This window comes from Microbacterium sp. CCNWLW41 (genome assembly GCF_037083505.1).
Genome location: NZ_JBAOJP010000001.1, coordinates 915,518 through 931,631, shown reverse-complemented (window position 1 = coordinate 931,631; position 16,114 = coordinate 915,518). Strand labels below are relative to the sequence as shown.

14 protein-coding genes are annotated in these 16,114 nt (G+C 70.1%); 2 read left to right on the top strand and 12 right to left on the bottom strand.

Annotated features, from left to right (window positions below):
* Positions 1-4: 4 nt before the first annotated feature.
* From V6R91_RS04130 to V6R91_RS04075, 12 genes are all read right to left on the bottom strand, one after another.
* Entirely contained in the window at positions 5-874 is an 870-nt protein-coding gene (locus V6R91_RS04130; protein WP_336394318.1) for a ThuA domain-containing protein, read from the bottom strand.
* 68 nt (positions 875-942) lie between these two features.
* Complete coding sequence (locus V6R91_RS04125; RefSeq protein WP_336394317.1) at positions 943-1,950, bottom strand: sugar phosphate isomerase/epimerase family protein; 1,008 nt, start codon at positions 1,948-1,950, stop codon at positions 943-945.
* Positions 1,951-2,011: 61 nt separating this feature from the next.
* Positions 2,012-3,226, bottom strand: coding sequence for a Gfo/Idh/MocA family protein (locus V6R91_RS04120; protein ID WP_336394316.1), 1,215 nt, complete (start codon positions 3,224-3,226; stop codon positions 2,012-2,014).
* Positions 3,223-3,639, bottom strand: coding sequence for a C-glycoside deglycosidase beta subunit domain-containing protein (locus V6R91_RS04115; RefSeq protein WP_336394315.1), 417 nt, complete (start codon positions 3,637-3,639; stop codon positions 3,223-3,225). The genes V6R91_RS04120 and V6R91_RS04115 overlap by 4 nt, the downstream gene beginning before the upstream one ends.
* A 9-nt stretch (positions 3,640-3,648) precedes the next feature.
* Positions 3,649-4,434, bottom strand: a complete 786-nt coding sequence (locus tag V6R91_RS04110) for a nuclear transport factor 2 family protein (RefSeq protein WP_336394314.1) — start codon at positions 4,432-4,434, stop codon at positions 3,649-3,651.
* Positions 4,427-5,497: a sugar phosphate isomerase/epimerase family protein gene (locus V6R91_RS04105; protein WP_336394313.1), complete on the bottom strand. Its 1,071-nt coding sequence runs from the start codon at positions 5,495-5,497 to the stop codon at positions 4,427-4,429. The genes V6R91_RS04110 and V6R91_RS04105 overlap by 8 nt, the downstream gene beginning before the upstream one ends.
* Positions 5,494-6,624: a sugar phosphate isomerase/epimerase family protein gene (locus tag V6R91_RS04100; protein WP_336394312.1), complete on the bottom strand. Its 1,131-nt coding sequence runs from the start codon at positions 6,622-6,624 to the stop codon at positions 5,494-5,496. Before V6R91_RS04100 ends, V6R91_RS04105 begins: the two co-directional genes overlap by 4 nt.
* Positions 6,621-7,025, bottom strand: coding sequence for a C-glycoside deglycosidase beta subunit domain-containing protein (locus V6R91_RS04095; RefSeq protein ID WP_336394311.1), 405 nt, complete (start codon positions 7,023-7,025; stop codon positions 6,621-6,623). The genes V6R91_RS04100 and V6R91_RS04095 overlap by 4 nt, the downstream gene beginning before the upstream one ends.
* A 50-nt stretch (positions 7,026-7,075) precedes the next feature.
* On the bottom strand, positions 7,076-8,590 hold the full coding sequence (locus tag V6R91_RS04090) for a GMC oxidoreductase (RefSeq protein WP_336394310.1): 1,515 nt from the start codon (positions 8,588-8,590) through the stop codon (positions 7,076-7,078).
* Complete coding sequence (locus V6R91_RS04085; RefSeq protein ID WP_336394309.1) at positions 8,587-9,381, bottom strand: TIM barrel protein; 795 nt, start codon at positions 9,379-9,381, stop codon at positions 8,587-8,589. Before V6R91_RS04085 ends, V6R91_RS04090 begins: the two co-directional genes overlap by 4 nt.
* Positions 9,382-9,478: 97 nt before the next feature.
* Positions 9,479-10,315, bottom strand: a complete 837-nt coding sequence (locus tag V6R91_RS04080) for a carbohydrate ABC transporter permease (protein WP_336394308.1) — start codon at positions 10,313-10,315, stop codon at positions 9,479-9,481.
* Between the two features lies 1 nt (position 10,316).
* The gene (locus V6R91_RS04075) at positions 10,317-11,279 is read right to left on the bottom strand and encodes a carbohydrate ABC transporter permease (protein ID WP_336394307.1); all 963 of its coding nucleotides are present in this window, start codon (positions 11,277-11,279) and stop codon (positions 10,317-10,319) included.
* Positions 11,280-11,431: 152 nt separating this feature from the next.
* On the opposite strand from V6R91_RS04075, the gene V6R91_RS04070 reads away from it, so the two are divergent.
* Together V6R91_RS04070 and V6R91_RS04065 are read left to right on the top strand one after the other, a co-directional pair.
* The gene (locus tag V6R91_RS04070; RefSeq protein WP_336394306.1) at positions 11,432-14,629 is read left to right on the top strand and encodes a glycosyl hydrolase; all 3,198 of its coding nucleotides are present in this window, start codon (positions 11,432-11,434) and stop codon (positions 14,627-14,629) included.
* A gap of 149 nt (positions 14,630-14,778) precedes the next feature.
* Positions 14,779-16,083, top strand: coding sequence for an ABC transporter substrate-binding protein (locus V6R91_RS04065; protein WP_336394305.1), 1,305 nt, complete (start codon positions 14,779-14,781; stop codon positions 16,081-16,083).
* Positions 16,084-16,114 lie beyond the last annotated feature (31 nt).

Here is a 16,114-nt window from a genome sequence, read left to right as displayed (position 1 = left end):
GATCTCATCCCTCGTGGTTGTAGTACGGCCAGGGCAGGAACCGGCGATCTCCGCGACGGTCGGGTCCCTCGAGCGTGACCTCGCCGGTCGCGGCCCATTCGACGCCCCGCGGGAACATGCGGATGAACTCGATCCGGCGGAACGTGTCGATGTCGTGGCCGATCGTGATCGTGAAGGAGCGCCCCGCGCCGTACTCGTTGATCCAGGCGATCGGCTGGTCGGTGTTCATGCCGGGCAGCGCCGCGAGCCCCGCCTCGGGGATCGCGACGGGATAGTGCGACATCGGCCACATCGGCGCCTTCTCGTACGACTCGAGGTCGTCGTAGGTCGTCAGCAGCACCCGGGCGCCGTCGAGGATCTCGACGCCGGTGAGGATGTCGTCGCCGGTCACGGTCCAACGGGCGCTGATGCCCTCGGTGATCGGATGCCGCGGCTCGACGGTGTCGAGCTGCGCCTCGCCCCACGGCCGCGGTCGCAGGCCGCCCGCGACGGTGAGCCGTGAGCCGCGCATGACGTCGTATTCCGCGGGGTAGCCCCAGTCGTCCTCCTGAGCGGCCGAGCCGTGGAACCACACGATGCCCTTGCCGTCGTCGTGGACGAACTTCAGGAGCGCGGCATCCGTCTCCGATCCGAATCCGACCGCCCTGTCGAAGTAGCCGTCGCGCCCCTCGAACACGACGATGACGACGTCGTACTTGTCGATCACCTCCGCGCCCAGGCCGCGCGGGTCCTCCACGACGCGCACCCGGAAGCGGCCGGTGTCCTCCAGCAGCGTCGTGAGCCACTGGTTGTGCAGCCGGAAGCTGCGGAACTCGTTGTCGTGCTCGCGGGTCATGTGACCCGAGAGGATGAGCACGTTCAGCACGTCGGACATCGGGGCGCTCCTTGCGTCCGGGCACGCCGCGCACCGGCCCCGGCGGGCCGGTGCCGGGCGTGCGGCGGCTAGTCGGTCTTGGTCGAGAAGGCGGCGTCGAAGGCTGCGGCGGGCGGCGTGATCGCGTTGAGCTTGCGCACGAACTCGATCGCCTCGGGGGCGCCGTGCAGGCGGTCCATGCCGGCGTCCTCCCACTCGATCGAGGTGGGCCCGTCGTAGCCGATGGCGTTGAGCGCGCGGAACAGCGGCTCCCACGGCACCGCGCCGTGCCCCGTCGACACGAACGTCCAGCCGCGACGCGGGTTCGCCCACGGCAGGTGCGACCCGAGCACGCCGTTGCGGCCGTCGAGGTTGGTGATCGACTCCTTGACGTGCACGTGGAAGATGTGGTCGGCGAAGTCCAGCACGAACGCGATCGGGTCCAGCTGCTGCCACATGAAGTGCGACGGGTCGAAGTTGAGGCCGAAGCTCTCGCGGTGGCCGATGGCCTCCAGCGTGGCCTTCGCCGTCCAGTAGTCGTACGCGATCTCGCTCGGGTGCACCTCGAGGCCGAAGCGCACCCCGACCTCCTCGAACACGTCGAGGATCGGGTTCCACCGGTCGGCGAAGTCCTGGTATCCGGCGGCGATCCACTCGTCCGAGGCCGGCGGGAACATCGCGACCGCCTTCCAGATCGACGAGCCCGTGAAGCCGTTGACCGTCTTCACGCCGAGCTTCGCGGCGAACCGGGCCGTGTTCTTCATGTCCTCCGCGGCCCGCTGTCGAACGCCTTCCGGCTCGCCGTCGCCCCACACCCGGGAGGGGAGGATGTCCTTGTGCCGCGCGTCGATCGGGTCGTCGCACACGGCCTGGCCGGTGAGGTGGTTCGAGATCGCCCAGACCTTCAAGCCGTTGCGCTCGAGGATGTCCTTGCGGGACTGCACGTACTCGGCGTCGTCCCACCGGGACACGTCGATGTGGTCGCCCCAGCAGGCGATCTCGAGGCCGTCGAAGCCCCACTCGCCGGCGAGTCGTGCGACCTCCTCGAACGGCAGATCGGCCCACTGGCCCGTGAAGAGGGTGATCGGACGAGGCATCGAAGCTCCTTTGCTTTGTTGTTTCTACAAACCTATCCGGCGATCCGCCCGTGGCAACGGGTCAATCCGCGGTCGTCCCGGCCGCGACCGGCGCCTCGACCCGTACCCAGCCCGAGCCGTTGTCCGAGCTCTCCTCCACGGCGGCCAGCACGCGCTGCACCGAGAGCCCCTCGGCGAACGACGGGTGCGGGTCGGAGCCCTCGGCGATGGCGGTCACCAGGTCGACGACCTGGTGGCTGAACCCGTGCTCGTAGCCGAGCATGTGCCCGGCAGGCCACCACGCGGCGACGTACGGATGCTGCGGCTCGGTGACGAGGATCCGCGTGAAGCCCTGCGTGGCCTCGGGGGCCGTGCGGTCGTAGAACCACAGCGTGTTGAGGTCCTCGAGGTCGAACCGCAGGGCGCCCTTGTCTCCCGACACCTCGATCGACAGGTCGTTCTTGCGACCCGTGGCGAACCGCGTCGCCTCGAACGAGACGAGCGCGCCGGTGGACAGGCGCCCGGTGAAGATCGCGACGTCGTCGACGGTCACGTCGCCGACGCCCGCCGCGGCGGTGCCGGACAGTCCCGAGCCCGAGGCCTGCAGCGGCCGCTGCTTCACGATCGTGTCGAGGACGCCCGAGACGGAGGTGACCTCCACGCCCGTCACGAACTGCGTCATGTCGATGATGTGCGCGCCGATGTCGCCGAGCGCGCCGGAGCCGGCGTGCTCCTTCTGCAGGCGCCACGCGAGGGGCATCGCCGGGTCGACGAGCCAGTCCTGGCGGTAGGCGGCGCGGACCTGCGCGATCCTGCCGACGGCGCCCTGCGCGATGAGGTCGCGCAGGAGGGTCACCGCCGGCACGCGGCGGTACGTGAACCCGACCATCGAACGGATGCCGCGCGCGGCGGCGCGAGCTGCGGCATCGGCCATCGCCTCCGCCTCGGCAACGGTGTTCGCCAGCGGCTTCTCGCACAGCACGTGCTTGCCCGCCTCGAGCGCCGCGATGGCGATCTCGGCGTGCGAGTCACCAGGGGTGACGATGTCGACGATGTCGATGTCGTCACGGGCGATGACCTCGCGCCAGTCCGTCGCCGACTCCTGCCAGCCCCAGCGGGTCGCGGCATCCGCCACCGCCTCGGCGTTGCGCCCGACGACGACGGCCATCTCGACGGCCTGGGGCAGCGAGAACACCCGCGGTGCCTGCCGCCACCCGACCGAGTGGGCGGCGCCCATGAAGCCGTACCCGATCATCGCGACGCGCAGGGCGCCGTCCTGAGCCTGTCGAAGGGTCATGCGAGCACGACCTCGCGCTCGACAGGGACGCGGTTGGTGACGTAGCGGCCGGGGCCACCGTCGACCCCGGGCGCGATCTGCATGTAGAGCAGGCGCATCGTGAGGACGACCTCGACGGTCAGCTTCTCACCGGGCTCGGGGGCGCGACCCAGGTCGATGAGGACCTCGGGCCTGTCGGCGACGAACCACAGGGTCTCGGACTGCTCGGGCAGCTCCTCGATGCGGTACTCGCGCCCGTTGAGCGAGAAGCGCAGCTTGTCGGTGGGGATCTCGACACCATCGACGGATGCCGCGACGCCGTCGACCGCCGAGAGCCAGAGGCTGCGGTACCAGGGCAGCTGCAGCGAGACGGCGACGCCGCTCTCGGTGCGCGTGACGTCCTTGTCGGCGAAGAGGGAATCGTGCGTTGCCATGGTCGTTCCTCAGGCGTAGGTGTCGGTGAAGGTGGCGTGCGGCACCGGCGGGGCGGGCTCGAGCTTCTGCACCGTCTCGGGGCTGTAAGGGTGGTTGGTCGAGGGCACGGGCTCGTCGGCCGGCGGCATGAACACGGGCTTGCCGTCGTCGCCGAAGTACATCAGGTCGAGGTCGAACGCGCCCTGGTTCTTCAGGCCGAAGCTCACCCAGTTCTCCTCGAAGGGAGCGCGGGCGAGCTCGTAGCAGCGGAACTTCCAGAACTTCCACTCGCCGTCCTGCTTGAGGAAGTCGATCGCGTACTTGCACCACACCCAGTGCGCCCAGACCTTCTTGCCGAGCACCTCCTCGGGGGAGTACATGTCGGGGAACGCCTCTGCGACCTTCGGGTCGGTGAGCCCGGACTCGGTGCCGGCCATCATCCACACGCCCTTCGCGGTCTGTCCGTCGGCGGCGACCTCGATCACGGGCGTCGTCGTGGCGTGGAGGATGAGCTTTCCCTCGGGGTGCGGCCGGCCGCGGTGGTAATCGGTGACGCTCTTCCACGTCGTGTACTGCCCCGCGTTGGTGTACCGGGCGCGGATGCCCTCGGTGCCCTCCTTGACCCACAGCGGGATGATCTGCTCGTCCTCGAAGGCGTTGTGCAGGTACATGTAGCGGTTGAACAGGTTCTCGACCTGGCCGCGGTCCTCGGCGCGCTGCGCGAGGGCGCGGGCGGCGAAGACCTCCTCGCGGAGGGCGGCGAGCTCGGCCTGCAGCTCGGTGAGGGATGCGGGGGCGATGGCGGTGTCAGACATTCGCGGTCTCCTTCGACTGCTCGGCGACGGTGTCTTCGATCGCCTTGCGCATGAGCGCGTGCTGCTTCTTCACGAGGTGGATCGGATCGGCCTCGCCGAGATCCTGGAAAGCGTGACCCTCCCACTCGCTGGAGAGATACCCCTGGTACCCGCCCACGACGAACTGCTTGACGATGCGCGGGATGTCCATCGCCGGCTCTTCACCGTCGGCACCGATGTCATAGAACTTCGCGTGCACGTGGAAGATCTGCGGCATGATGTCCAGCCACTCCTCCGGCGGCACGAGGCCGTGCATGTTGAAGGCGAGGCGCGTGAACGGGCCGAAGGTCAGCGGGTCGACGCCCTGGCTGACGAGGTAGTCCTCGAACTTCTGGTTGCGCACGTGCATGGGAGTCGGCTCGTGCCAGATCTCGTCCATGACCGCGAAGTGCTTCTCGTCCATGCCCATCTTCCCCAGCTGCGCGAGCAGCGTCGGCGAAAGGCTGTGCATCGTCGAGGAGAAGTCGGCGGTGAAGCCGAGGCGCTCGGACTGCAGCTCGTCGTACATCTCGCGCATCTGCAGCACCTGGGGATTGTTCGGCCCCGACGGCGCGTGGATCTCGTAGCCGAGGTACTGGTCGTACTTCTCGGCGAGCGGAAGGAGGCTGCGCAGCAGCTCCTTGCCGTGCGAGCGGATGACGACCCTCTTGAAGCCCAGCGTGTTCGCCGTCTTCAGCTGCCGGGCGAGGAAGTCGTGCTCCTCGTCCGGCGTCATGTCGCGGTCCTTGCGGCGGCCCATGTCGAGGTTCGTGCCCACTGCGCTCGCCTCGAGCCCGTACTTCTCGAGGGAGTCGAACCAGAGCTTCACGAACTCCTGGTCGACGTCGGGGTACGTGCGCAGCAGCTGTGCGATGTTGAACTCGACGCCCGGGCCGATCCCCTCCTCGGCGACGGCGGCGATGAGCGTCTCGGGCGTGTACAGGCCCGCGGCGAACTCGCTCGTCATCGAGTAGAGGGTGGTTCCGAGCTTGATGCCGGTGCCGGCGATGCCGTCGGCGCCGCCCTGAGCCTGTCGAAGGGTCATGCGGATGCTCCTTGCGTGGTGGGAAGCCAGGCGGCGAGCTGAGCGCGCGCCTCGACGAGATCGGTGGTCATGCGCGATCCGGCGTCGGCGGCGGCGGAGCGCTGCACCGCCTGCTCGTCGCGGATGATGTCGAACGGGCTCTGCCAGTGGTTCCAGTGCCAGCCCTCGTACTCGCTGGAGATCGCGCCGTTGTAGCCGTTCTCCACGAGCAGGCGGATGAGGTCGCGCACCGGGACCGACGGCTCCTCGTGCTGGTCGTCGATGCCGAAGAACTTGCCGTGGACGTGCTTGATCCACGGGAAGATCTCGAGCCAGTCGTCCACGCGGGCGGGGCCGAACAAGCCGGTCGCGTTGATGCCCATGTCGATTCCCAGGTCGGGGCGACCGTGCTGCGCGGCGAGGCCGATGAAGCGGCCGAAGCGCTGACCGTGCTCGGCCTGGTCGGCGGGCGGACCCTGCCGGTAGAACTCGTCCCACAGCCCGGTGACCTCTGCCAGCAGCTCCTCCGACGCGCCGCGACGGCGGTAGGCCTCGATGAGCGAGGGGGCGAAGCCCGAGACGGTGGCGCCCCAGTCCATCGTGAAGCCGAGGAAGGGCGACCCGACCTTCTCGTAGCGGTCGCGCAGCGCGAGGATGCGCGGGTGCGAGGCGTACTGGTCGGCGTGGACCTCGAGCGCGAGCGTCACGCCGTACTCCTCGGCGATGGGGGCGAGCGCCTCCATCGAGTCGGGCGTGATGGAGATCTGCACGCGGGCGATCGGGAAGCCGAGCTTCGCCGCCGCCGCGATCTGCCTGCGCATGTACTCCAGCAGCTCGTCCTGCGTGAGCAGGCGGTCGCGGTGGATGCCGATGTCGGCGTTGACGGCCAGCGAAGTGGTGACGAGGCCGGTCTCGTCGACGAGGTCGCGGAACCAGCCGGCGAACCGGTCGTCGATCTCGGGGAATCCGCGGAAGCTGGAGAAGCCGATGATCTCCAGGCCCGGGCCGTAGCCGTCGGCGGCGACCTTGCGCACGAGGCCCTCGAGGTCGTACTCGCGGCCGTGGAAGGCGCGCGTGAAGCTGTAGAGCGTGACGCCCTGGATCGGGGTTCCCAGTTCCGGCTTTGCCTCAGCCTGTCGAAGGGTCATGCCGCCACCGCCTTCCGTGCGGACATCGTCTTGATGTCCTTCTCCTCGATGTGGAGCACTTCGTCCGCGCCGATGACGATGTACGGGATGTACAGCACGAGCTCGACGGCGACGGTGTGCTCCCCGTCCTCGTCCACTGCGAGGTCGCCCGAGAGCACGGCCGAGTCGGTGGGGAACCACCACTCCTCGGTGTTCGGTGCGAGCTCGGCGAAGGTGAACGTGCGGCCGTTCATCTCCCAGCGCAGCGACTCGGCGGGCGCCTCGACGCCGTCGACGGACAGCTTCGCGCCGGCGATGCACGAAGCGGGCAACGCGCGGTACCAAGGGAGCCGCACCTCGACCGCGGCACGCGTGCCGTCGGTCGTGAGCGTGCCCTGCTCGATGATGCGATCGGGGATCACGAGATAGCTCCTGACTACTTTGTCTATGTTTCTACACTCTAATGTCTGAATTAGACAGAAGCAAGATCGTCGACGATCTTGCGCGCGCCGCGCACGGCGAGGGCGACCGAGGTGAGGGTGGGGTTGCACGCTGTGGCCGTCGGGATGACGCCGTTGCCGGCGACGAAGAGGCCGGAAACGTCCCACACCTCGCTGTCGATATCGCATACGGTCGTGCCGTCGTCCGCCTCGCCCATCCGCGTGGTCCCCTGGTAGTGCAGCGACGACCCGAGCGGAAGCGTGAAGGGCCGGGAGTCCAGCGGGTCGCCGATCGCCTCGCCCAGTCGCACGATCTCTGCGCGCGCTCGCTCGATGACCTCGTGGTCGCGGTCGGTCAGCGTGTAGTGGATTCGAGGCGCTGGCAGCCCGTAGGAATCCCGCGCGACGTCGTCGAACTCGATCCGGTCGTCGGCCTGCAGATCCTTCGCGCAGAAGAGCCCCAGTCCGACGATCGAACCGGGGACGACCGGGTCGTCTTCGGCGAGAGGGATGGGCGAGGCATCCAGCTGCATGACCTGTCCGTGGAACGGGACATCGTCGGTGAACGGCACCCAGCTCACCCCGCTGTACTCGGCCAGACCCGTCGTCGGAGCATCAGCGCCGAGGGTCTGGACGTCGCGCAGGCGGGCGGCGAACACGACCTGTGCCTGGTCGTTGAGATAGCGCCCGAGAGCGGCGGGACGGATGCCCGAGGCCCACAGCAGCTGCGGGGTGCGCAGCGCGTCAGCGGCGACGACCACGAACCGGGCGGCCACCTCGTGCGTCTCGTCCGAGCGGAGGGCGCGCACCCGCACGCCTGCCGCGTGGCCGTCGCGTACGAGCACGGCGGTGACGAGCGATTCGTCGAAGAGCGTGAAGCCCGGGTTCCTGCGCGTGACGTCGCCCAGCACGACATCCGACCCCGACCAGACCAGGCGGCCGTCCTCGCGCCGGTGCGCGGCCAGCGGCATCCGCTGCACCTTCGTCTCGTCCGCTCGCCCCTCGTCAACGGCCCTCGCGAGACGCTCGCGGACGATCTCGCCGAAAGGCGCCGCGTCGAACGCGTTGGTGGTGACGCCCAGCAGGCGCTCGCCCTCCGCGAGGAGCTCGTCGAAATCGGGGAGGAACTCGATCCGCTCGCTGCCGCCCGGACGCGGACAGGCCCCCGTCCAGTGGGCGGACATGCCTCCCACATTGCTCGACATGGCCACCACCGGAAGCCCGTCCTCGCCGGGGAACTGGTATCCGTCCTCGAGGAGGAACGTCCCAGGACGCGCCGCGCGCACGCCGGCCTTGGCGGCACCGGGGTTCGCGACCTTCGCACCGCGCTCCCCCGGGCCTTCGGAAGCGGCCTGCGCACGAGCACGCGCCTCGGGGTCGGCGATGTTCTTGACATGCGCGCCCGGCGGGTCCGAGATCGTGGGACCGACCTCGAACATGGCGATCGTCGTTCCCGGCGCCTGCTCACTGAGGATGCGCGCGTAGGCGGCTCCCGTCGGACCCGACCCGACGATGACGACGTCGACGTCTTGGGGGTATCGGGTCATGCCGACGCCGCCAGCTCGCGGATGAGGGCGACGGATGCCTCCGACTCCTGCGTCGGGTAGTACTCCAGGCCGATCGGACCGTCGTAGCCCGACGAGCGCAGCAGACCGAGGCGCTGCGCCCAGTCCAGCTCCCCGGAGCCGGGCTCACCGCGACCCGGCGCGTCGGCGAGCTGGACGTACCTGATGAGCTCGCCCGCGTTGGCGAGCTCGGCCGCCATGTCCTCGCCCTCGACGGCGGAGTGGTAGATGTCGTAGAGCACGCCGAAGAAGGGCGAGTCCACGCCGCGTGCCACGTACACGGCCTCGGCCGTGCGGTCCAGGAGCGAGCCGGGATGGTCGACGCGGACGTTGACCGGCTCGAGCACGAGCGTGATCCCCGATCCGTCGATCTGTGCGATCGCCTTCTGGTAGATCTCGATGAGCTTGTCGAGCTGCACCTGGCGCTTCCAGCCGCCGAAGCCGGTTCCGCTGCCGACGACGATCCGCGGGCACCCGAGATCCTGGGCGATGGCGACGCCCTCGTCGAGCTTGCGGTAGAACTCCGAGTGGTCCCACGGTGGGATCATGAACTGCGTGCGCGGCTCCGAGAGCTGTGCGGTGAGCTGCGTGCCGGTCTCTTCGAGGGCGGCCTTCAGCGCGGGGAGGTCCTTGGGCTGCGATGGCGCATCGGCGCCGGTCGGTCCCCACATCTCGACGGCGGTGAAGCCCGCCGCGGCGGCGGCGCGCACGCGGTCGTGGTAGTCGCCGGCCTCGGTGAAGAGCAGCTCAATGTTGGGTGCGAGTCGATACATGACGTCTCCGGTCGGTGTTTCGGATGAGTGGGCGACGTGCGTGGCCTCTCGGCCGTCCGCTCGACGATCCGGCCGCCCCCGAATCGGTGCCGCGACGTCAGCCCTTCAGGCCGCCGGCGAAGCCCTGGATGAACTTCTTCTGCGCGAACATGTAGAACAGCAGGATCGGGATCATCGAGATGAGCACGACGGCGAAGATCTTGTTCCACGCCGAGACGAGTCCGCCGACGTAGGTGTACATCGCGACGGGCAGCGTCTGCGTGGTCGATCCGCCGAGGAAGATCAGCGAGTTGAAGAAGTCGTTCCAGACGATCAGCCCTGCCAGGATCGCCACCGTGCCGGTGGCCGGCGCCATGAGCGGCAGCACGACGCGGAAGAACGCCTGCGTCGGGGACGCGCCGTCGATGACGGCCGCCTCCTCGTACTCGGTGGTGAGCCCGCGGAAGAAGCTCGCGTAGAGGAAGACCGACAGCGGCAGCAGGATGCCGATCCACAGCAGGATCATGCCGATCGCGTTGCCCGTGAGGCCGACCGACCGCGCCCCGATGTACAGCGGCACGGTGCCCAGCTGCGCGGGCAGGATGATGGCGATGAGGACGAGGTAGAACGTGAGGTTCGTCCATGCGCGCGTCCGGCGCGTGATGACGTACGCGGCGACCGACCCGAACAGGACGAGCCCCGCGATGGCCCCGCCGGTGATGATGACGCTGTTGAGCATGCTCATCGGGATGCTGTTGCGGCCCCCCGTGGTGAGCACCTCGACGAAGGCACTGAAGTCCAGCGACGACGGCGGCGCCATCGCGCTCGTCGTGAGCGCCTCCTCGTCGGTCTTGAACGCGGTGGCGATCAGGAAGTAGAAGGGCAGCAGCCCGAGGAGGGTGACGACCCAGATGGCGACCTCGCGGGCCGCGGTGAGCTTGGTGTAGCGGAACATGTCAGGCGGCCCTTCCGACGGCGTCGCGGTCGCGGGTGGCGTACTGCTGGAGGATGGCGAAGACGAGGATGATGAGCGTCAGCACGAGGGCGAGCGCCGAGCCGAAGCCGAACTGGCCGAGCGAGAAGGCCTGCTTGTAGACCTGCGTCGCGAGCGTCTCGGTGGCGCCGGCCGGGCCGCCGCCGGTGAGGGCGAAGATCTGGTCGAAGATGCGCAGGCCCTGGATGATGCCGAGCGTGGTGGCGATGGCGATGGACGGGCGGATCGCGGGCACCGTGACGTGCCGGAACCGCTGCCAGATGTTGGCCCCGTCGAGGGCGGCCGCCTCCTCGATCTCGACCGGCACCGAGGCGAGGCCGGCGAGGTAGATGACCATGACGAAGCCGGTCTGCTGCCACACGACCGTCAGCAGGATCGCCCAGATGGACCAGGTGGGGTCTGCCAGCCACACCTTCTGCCACGACTCCAGGCCGATCGCCGCCAGGAAGCCGTTGAGCGGTCCGTTGAACTGGAAGATGAACTTCCAGATGTAGGCCACCGCCAGCGGGCTGAGCACCACCGGGAGGAAGAGGAGCGTCCGCAGGACGTACCGCGTCTTGAGGGTGCGGTTGATCGCGAGGGCGAACCCGAGCCCGAGGATGTTCGTCAGGATGACCGAGCCGAACGCCAGGAACAGCGTGTTGAGCACGGCGCCGACCATCAGCGGGTCGTTGAAGATGCGCACGAAGTTGTCGAGGCCGATGAACTCCCAGTCGCCCAGGCCCGTCCAGTTCGTGAAGGCGAAGAAGCCGCCGGTGAGGGTGGCGACGTAGTGCACCGCGATGACGAGGATGATCGCGGGCAGCGCCCACCACCAGTGCCCGTAGCTGATCAGCGGCTTGCGGCCGCGCGGGCGAGGGGTGCGGCGTGCATCGGGAGGCACCGTGAGGGTGCGAGTGGCATCGCGCTCAATCGTCACTGTCATCTGCTCTCTGACCTCGTCGTCACGCGCCGCGACTTCGGCGGCGCTGATGCCACCCTCACACACTTGCGTCGAAAGCACACATTAGTTTTAGCGATATCGGATATAAGTGGCGCAGGCGGCTCCGCGCAGCGGGCGGCGGAGAGGATGAGGGCATGCCCGCGACGCCGTCGATGCCGACTCCCTCGGACCTGTGGCGGGACTTCGTCGACCCGCCCGATGCGGCACGGCCGCGGGCATGGTGGCACTGGATGGACGGCAACGTCGACCCGGACGGCATCGTCCGCGATCTCACGTGGCTCCACGCCGTCGGCGTGCGCGGCGTCCAGCTGTTCGACGGCGGCATGGGGGTTCCGCTGGTCGTGCCGGAGCCGGTCCGCCCGGGGTCGGCCGCGTGGCACGAGGCGATCGACACCGCGGTGCGCACGTCGGCGGAGCTCGGGCTCGAGCTCGCCGTGGCGACCTCGGCGGGCTGGAGTGCGAGCGGCGGTCCGTGGGTGGATCCGGCGGATGCCATGAAGAAGCCGGTGTGGTCGGAGGCGGTCGTCGACGGCGGTGGCCGGCGCACCGTCGTGCTGCCGCCGCTTCCCGACGCGGCTGGGCTCTTCCAGGACGCCCCCCGCTGGGGGGCCGCTCGGCGGGAGCCCTGGGCGACCGACTGGCGCGTGCTCGCGTTCCCGGCCGAGGCCGCCCACGATGTGCTGCGTCCGGACCGCGTCCGCGCGTCGGCCTCGGCGGAGGACGTCGCCTGCCTCACCGACGGATCGTTCGAGACGGCGCTCGCCCTCCCCCGCGACCCGGACGCCTGGTCGTCCGCCTGGCTCGAGCTGGAGTTCGACGACCCGGTGACCGTGCGCTCGGTGACCGTCGGCCTGCCGGGCCCCCGCGGCTTCGGCGCGGCGCCGCCGCCGGAGGCGGTGCTCGAGGCCGGCGACGACGGCACGGGCTTCCGGCCGGTCGCCACGCTGGCGGCGACCACGTCGCCTGCCCGCACGGCGGCGTTCGCGCCCGTGACAGCGCGGCGGTTCCGGCTCGTCCTCTCCGGCGCGAGCGCGGCCGAGGCCCTCCCGCCCGTCGCGGACGGGGTGCGGGTCCCGCCGGTGCTGCGCCGCAGCGACGCGTTCCTCGTGTCCGAGTTCGCGCTGCGCGCCGGTGGCCGCATCCACCACGCCGAGGCGAAGGCGGGCTTCGCCGTCGTGCCGGACTACTACGCCGTCGACACGGACGCACGGGCGGACGCCGCCGCGGTGCGCGTCGCGGACGTGCACGACCTCACCGGGCTCGTCGACGGTGGGCGGCTGGAGTGGGATGCTCCGCCCGGGCGGTGGCGCATCCTCCGGCTGGGCGCCTCCCTCACCGGCCAGACCAACGGGCCGGCGCTGCCGGATGCGACGGGGCTCGAGGTCGACAAGCTCGACGGCGCGCGGGTCGCGGCCTATCTGCAGCGCCACCTCGCCGAGTTCGAGGCGGAGGGGTTCGACGCCCTGTTGAGCGACAGTATCGAGGCCGGCAGCCAGAACTGGACGGACGGCATCGCGGAGCGGTTCTGCGAGCTGCGGGGCTACGATCCGACCCCGTGGCTGCCGACGCTCGCGGGTTATCTGGTGGGCGGGGCGGGGGCATCCGATCGCTTCCTGTACGACTATCGCCGCACGCTCGCCGAGCTCCTCGCCACCGAGTACTACGGCACGCTCGCATCGGAAGCCGGCCGCCGGGGCATGACCCACTACGCCGAGGCGCTCGAGGACGGCCGCCCCCAGCTCGGGGACGACCTCGCCATGCGCTCACACGCCGATGTGCCGATGGGCGCCATGTGGACGTTCGATCCCGGGTCCGGGCCGCGGCCGACCTACGTGGCCGATCTCAAGGGCGCGGCATCCGTCGCCCATGTCCACGGCAGGAGCTGGACCGGTGCCGAGGCGTTCACCAGCTTCGACCGGCCGTGGGCGTCGTCGCCCCGCAGCCTCAAGCACGTCGCCGACCTCCAGCTCGCGCTGGGCGTCACCCGGTTCTGCATCCACACCTCGCCGCACCAGCCGCTCGCCGCTCCGCCGCCGGGCGTCGCGCTGGCCCCGTTCCTCGGGCAGGCCTTCACCGCGACCGAGACGTGGGCCGGCATGGCGCGGCCCTGGGTCGACTACCTGGCGCGCTGCTCGGCGGTGCTCTCGGCCGGCGAGCCCGCGGTGGACGTCGCCGTGTTCGTCGGCGAGGAGGCCCCGGTCACCGCCCTGTTCGACGACGGGGTCGACACCGCCGTGCCGGACGGGTTCGACTTCGACTACGTCGGCCCGGACGGCCTGGCGCTCCTGCGGGTGGACCCCGACGGCGGCCTGCGCTCGCGGGGCGCGCGGTATCGGCTGCTGTTCCTGGGCGGCTCCAGCCGGCGACTCACCGTGGCGACGCTGCGTCGCCTGGAGCGCCTCCTCGACGCCGGCGCGACGATCGTGGGCCTTCCCCCGGAGTCCTCGCCCTCGCTCGGCGACGACGACGTCGAGTTCCGGCGCCTCCGCGAGGGGATCTGGGCACCCGACCGTGACACCGGGCGGGTGGTCGCCACGTCGGACCTCGCCCGGGCGCTTGCGCTGCTCGGCCTGCGCTCCGCCTTCGAGATCGCCGGTGCCCCGGTGCGCGCCATCGCCCGCATCGTCGACGGTCGGCGGGTCACGTTCCTGGCCAACCCGACAGCGGAGGACGTCCGGGTCCGGATCTCCGTGCCCGAGCAGGTCGGCGCGCTCAGCATCTGGGATCCGGTCCAGCTGCGGGCGGATCCGCTGCACGGCGTGCGCACCGACGACCGCACGGTGGCCGAGATCGCCCTGCCGGCGTTCGGGTCGGTGTTCGTGGTGCCCGGCGCGGCGGCCGAGGGCGCGGCATCCGTCCACAGCGTCCCGCTCGGGGGCGCACCGTGGTCACTCACGTTCCCCGGCCGGCCGGAGATCGTCCTGCCGGCGGGACCGGCGCTGTGGACGCAGCTCGACGCCGACGCGCGCGCCTTCTCAGGCACGGCGGTCTATCGTGCCGAGTTCGAGGTGGCCGAGCCGCACGCAGGGGCCCGCGTCTGGATCGACCTCGGCCGCGTCCACGACATCGCGCGGGTGGTCGTCAACGGCGTCGACTGCGGGGTCGCATGGACGGCGCCCTTCCGGGTCGACGCCACACCGGCGGTGCGCGAGGGCGCGAACACGATCGAGGTCGAGGTGGCGACCCCGTGGCGCAACCGTCTCATCGCCGAAGCCCGCCGGCCCTCCGCCCAGATCTTCGCCCCGATGACGGCCGTGTTCGAGCCCACGGCCGAGCCGCTTCCCGCGGGGCTGGAAGGTCCCGTCCGCCTGGTGACCGAGAATCCGGCCTGACCGGCGGGAATGTGCGGATCAGCGGGGCTATTGCACCGCATAAGCAATACTAATGTCGAAAACTGGCCAATGTGTGTCAGAGTGAGGGCGCGGCCAGGTGCCGAGCCAGCAGCCCGAGCTGGCGACAACGAAGTCACGAAAGGGTCGAAATGCCACAGCACACAGCTTCCCGGCTCCGCTGGCCGCTCCTCGCGGCCCCGATCGCGGGAGTCCTCATCCTCGCCGGCTGCGCCGGCAGCGGCGCCGACGACGGCGGCGACAGCAACGACGGCGGAGGCGATGCCACCGACGTCGGCTTCTCGCTCATGGTCGCCCAGGCCAACGATCAGGACGACTACTACGCGAAGATGGCGGAGAAGTACACCGAGGAGACCGGGGTCGAGATCGAGATGATCCCCTACCCCTCCGACGCGTACAACACGCAGGTCACCACGCAGCTGCAGGCCGGCAACGCCGCCGACATGATGGTGCTCGCCCCCGGCACGGGGCAGGCGATCTCGGTCGTCACGCTCGCCGAGGCGGGCTTCCTCGAGCCGCTCAACGACGCCTCGGCCGGGGTCATCCCCGAGGGGACGCAGTCGCTCTACGAGGTCGACGGCGAGATCTACGGTCAGCCGACGGCCCTTGCGCCCGTCGGGCTCATCTACAACGGCGCGGGTGGCGAAGAGGTCGGCATCGAGGCATACCCCGAGACCTTCGACGAGCTGCTCGATGCCTGCGCCACCGCGCGCGAGGGCGGCAAGACGTTCACCGTGCTCGCCGGCGGCGTGCCCTTCAACACCGGCCTGTTCTCGATGCTCGTCTCGGCGACGCGCGTCTACGCGGCCGACCCCGATTGGAACGAGCAGCGCGCCGCAGGCGACGTGACGTTCGTCGGCAGCGGCTGGGAGGACGTGCTCAACGACGTCATCACGCTCAACGACAGCGGCTGCTTCCAGGACGGCGTCGCGGGCGGCACGTTCGACAGCATCACGCAGGGCATCGGCGGCCAGACGTCCCTCACGGCGGCCGTCCCCGGCTCAGCGGCGATCTCGATCGGCGCCGGAACGGGCCTCGACCTCACGGTGCAGGCGTTCCCGCCGGCCGACGGCCAGGACGCGTACACGCTCGCCTCGGCGAACTACGCCTGGGCCGTCAACGCGGCCGCTGAGGACGACGTCAAGGCGTCCGCGCAGTCGTTCCTGGACTGGCTCGCTGAGCCCGCCCAGCTCGAGGAGTTCGCCGACCTGTCGGGCTTCGTGCCGATCTCGGGTGCGAACGCGGGCAACGTGAACCCGGTCTACGAGCCCATCGGCGACCTGCTGGAGTCCGGCTCCTTCGCGGGCCTGCCCAACGCGACCTGGCCCAACCCGACCGTCTACGACACCCTCGGCACCGGCGTGCAGGGCCTCCTGACCGGCCAGAAGACGGTCGACCAGGTGCTCGAGGAGATGGACGCGGCCTGGGACAGCTGAGTCGGCACCACTGAACCGGACATGCCGCCCG

Coding starts and splice junctions, on each gene's coding strand:
- V6R91_RS04130 (WP_336394318.1), bottom strand. CDS start 874: ATGTCCGACGTGCTGAACGTGCTCATCCTCTCGGGTCACATGACCCGC.
- V6R91_RS04125 (WP_336394317.1), bottom strand. CDS start 1,950: ATGCCTCGTCCGATCACCCTCTTCACGGGCCAGTGGGCCGATCTGCCG.
- V6R91_RS04120 (WP_336394316.1), bottom strand. CDS start 3,226: ATGACCCTTCGACAGGCTCAGGACGGCGCCCTGCGCGTCGCGATGATC.
- V6R91_RS04115 (WP_336394315.1), bottom strand. CDS start 3,639: ATGGCAACGCACGATTCCCTCTTCGCCGACAAGGACGTCACGCGCACC.
- V6R91_RS04110 (WP_336394314.1), bottom strand. CDS start 4,434: ATGTCTGACACCGCCATCGCCCCCGCATCCCTCACCGAGCTGCAGGCC.
- V6R91_RS04105 (WP_336394313.1), bottom strand. CDS start 5,497: ATGACCCTTCGACAGGCTCAGGGCGGCGCCGACGGCATCGCCGGCACC.
- V6R91_RS04100 (WP_336394312.1), bottom strand. CDS start 6,624: ATGACCCTTCGACAGGCTGAGGCAAAGCCGGAACTGGGAACCCCGATC.
- V6R91_RS04090 (WP_336394310.1), bottom strand. CDS start 8,590: ATGACCCGATACCCCCAAGACGTCGACGTCGTCATCGTCGGGTCGGGT.
- V6R91_RS04085 (WP_336394309.1), bottom strand. CDS start 9,381: ATGTATCGACTCGCACCCAACATTGAGCTGCTCTTCACCGAGGCCGGC.
- V6R91_RS04080 (WP_336394308.1), bottom strand. CDS start 10,315: ATGTTCCGCTACACCAAGCTCACCGCGGCCCGCGAGGTCGCCATCTGG.
- V6R91_RS04075 (WP_336394307.1), bottom strand. CDS start 11,279: ATGACAGTGACGATTGAGCGCGATGCCACTCGCACCCTCACGGTGCCT.
- V6R91_RS04070 (WP_336394306.1), top strand. CDS start 11,432: ATGCCCGCGACGCCGTCGATGCCGACTCCCTCGGACCTGTGGCGGGAC.
- V6R91_RS04065 (WP_336394305.1), top strand. CDS start 14,779: ATGCCACAGCACACAGCTTCCCGGCTCCGCTGGCCGCTCCTCGCGGCC.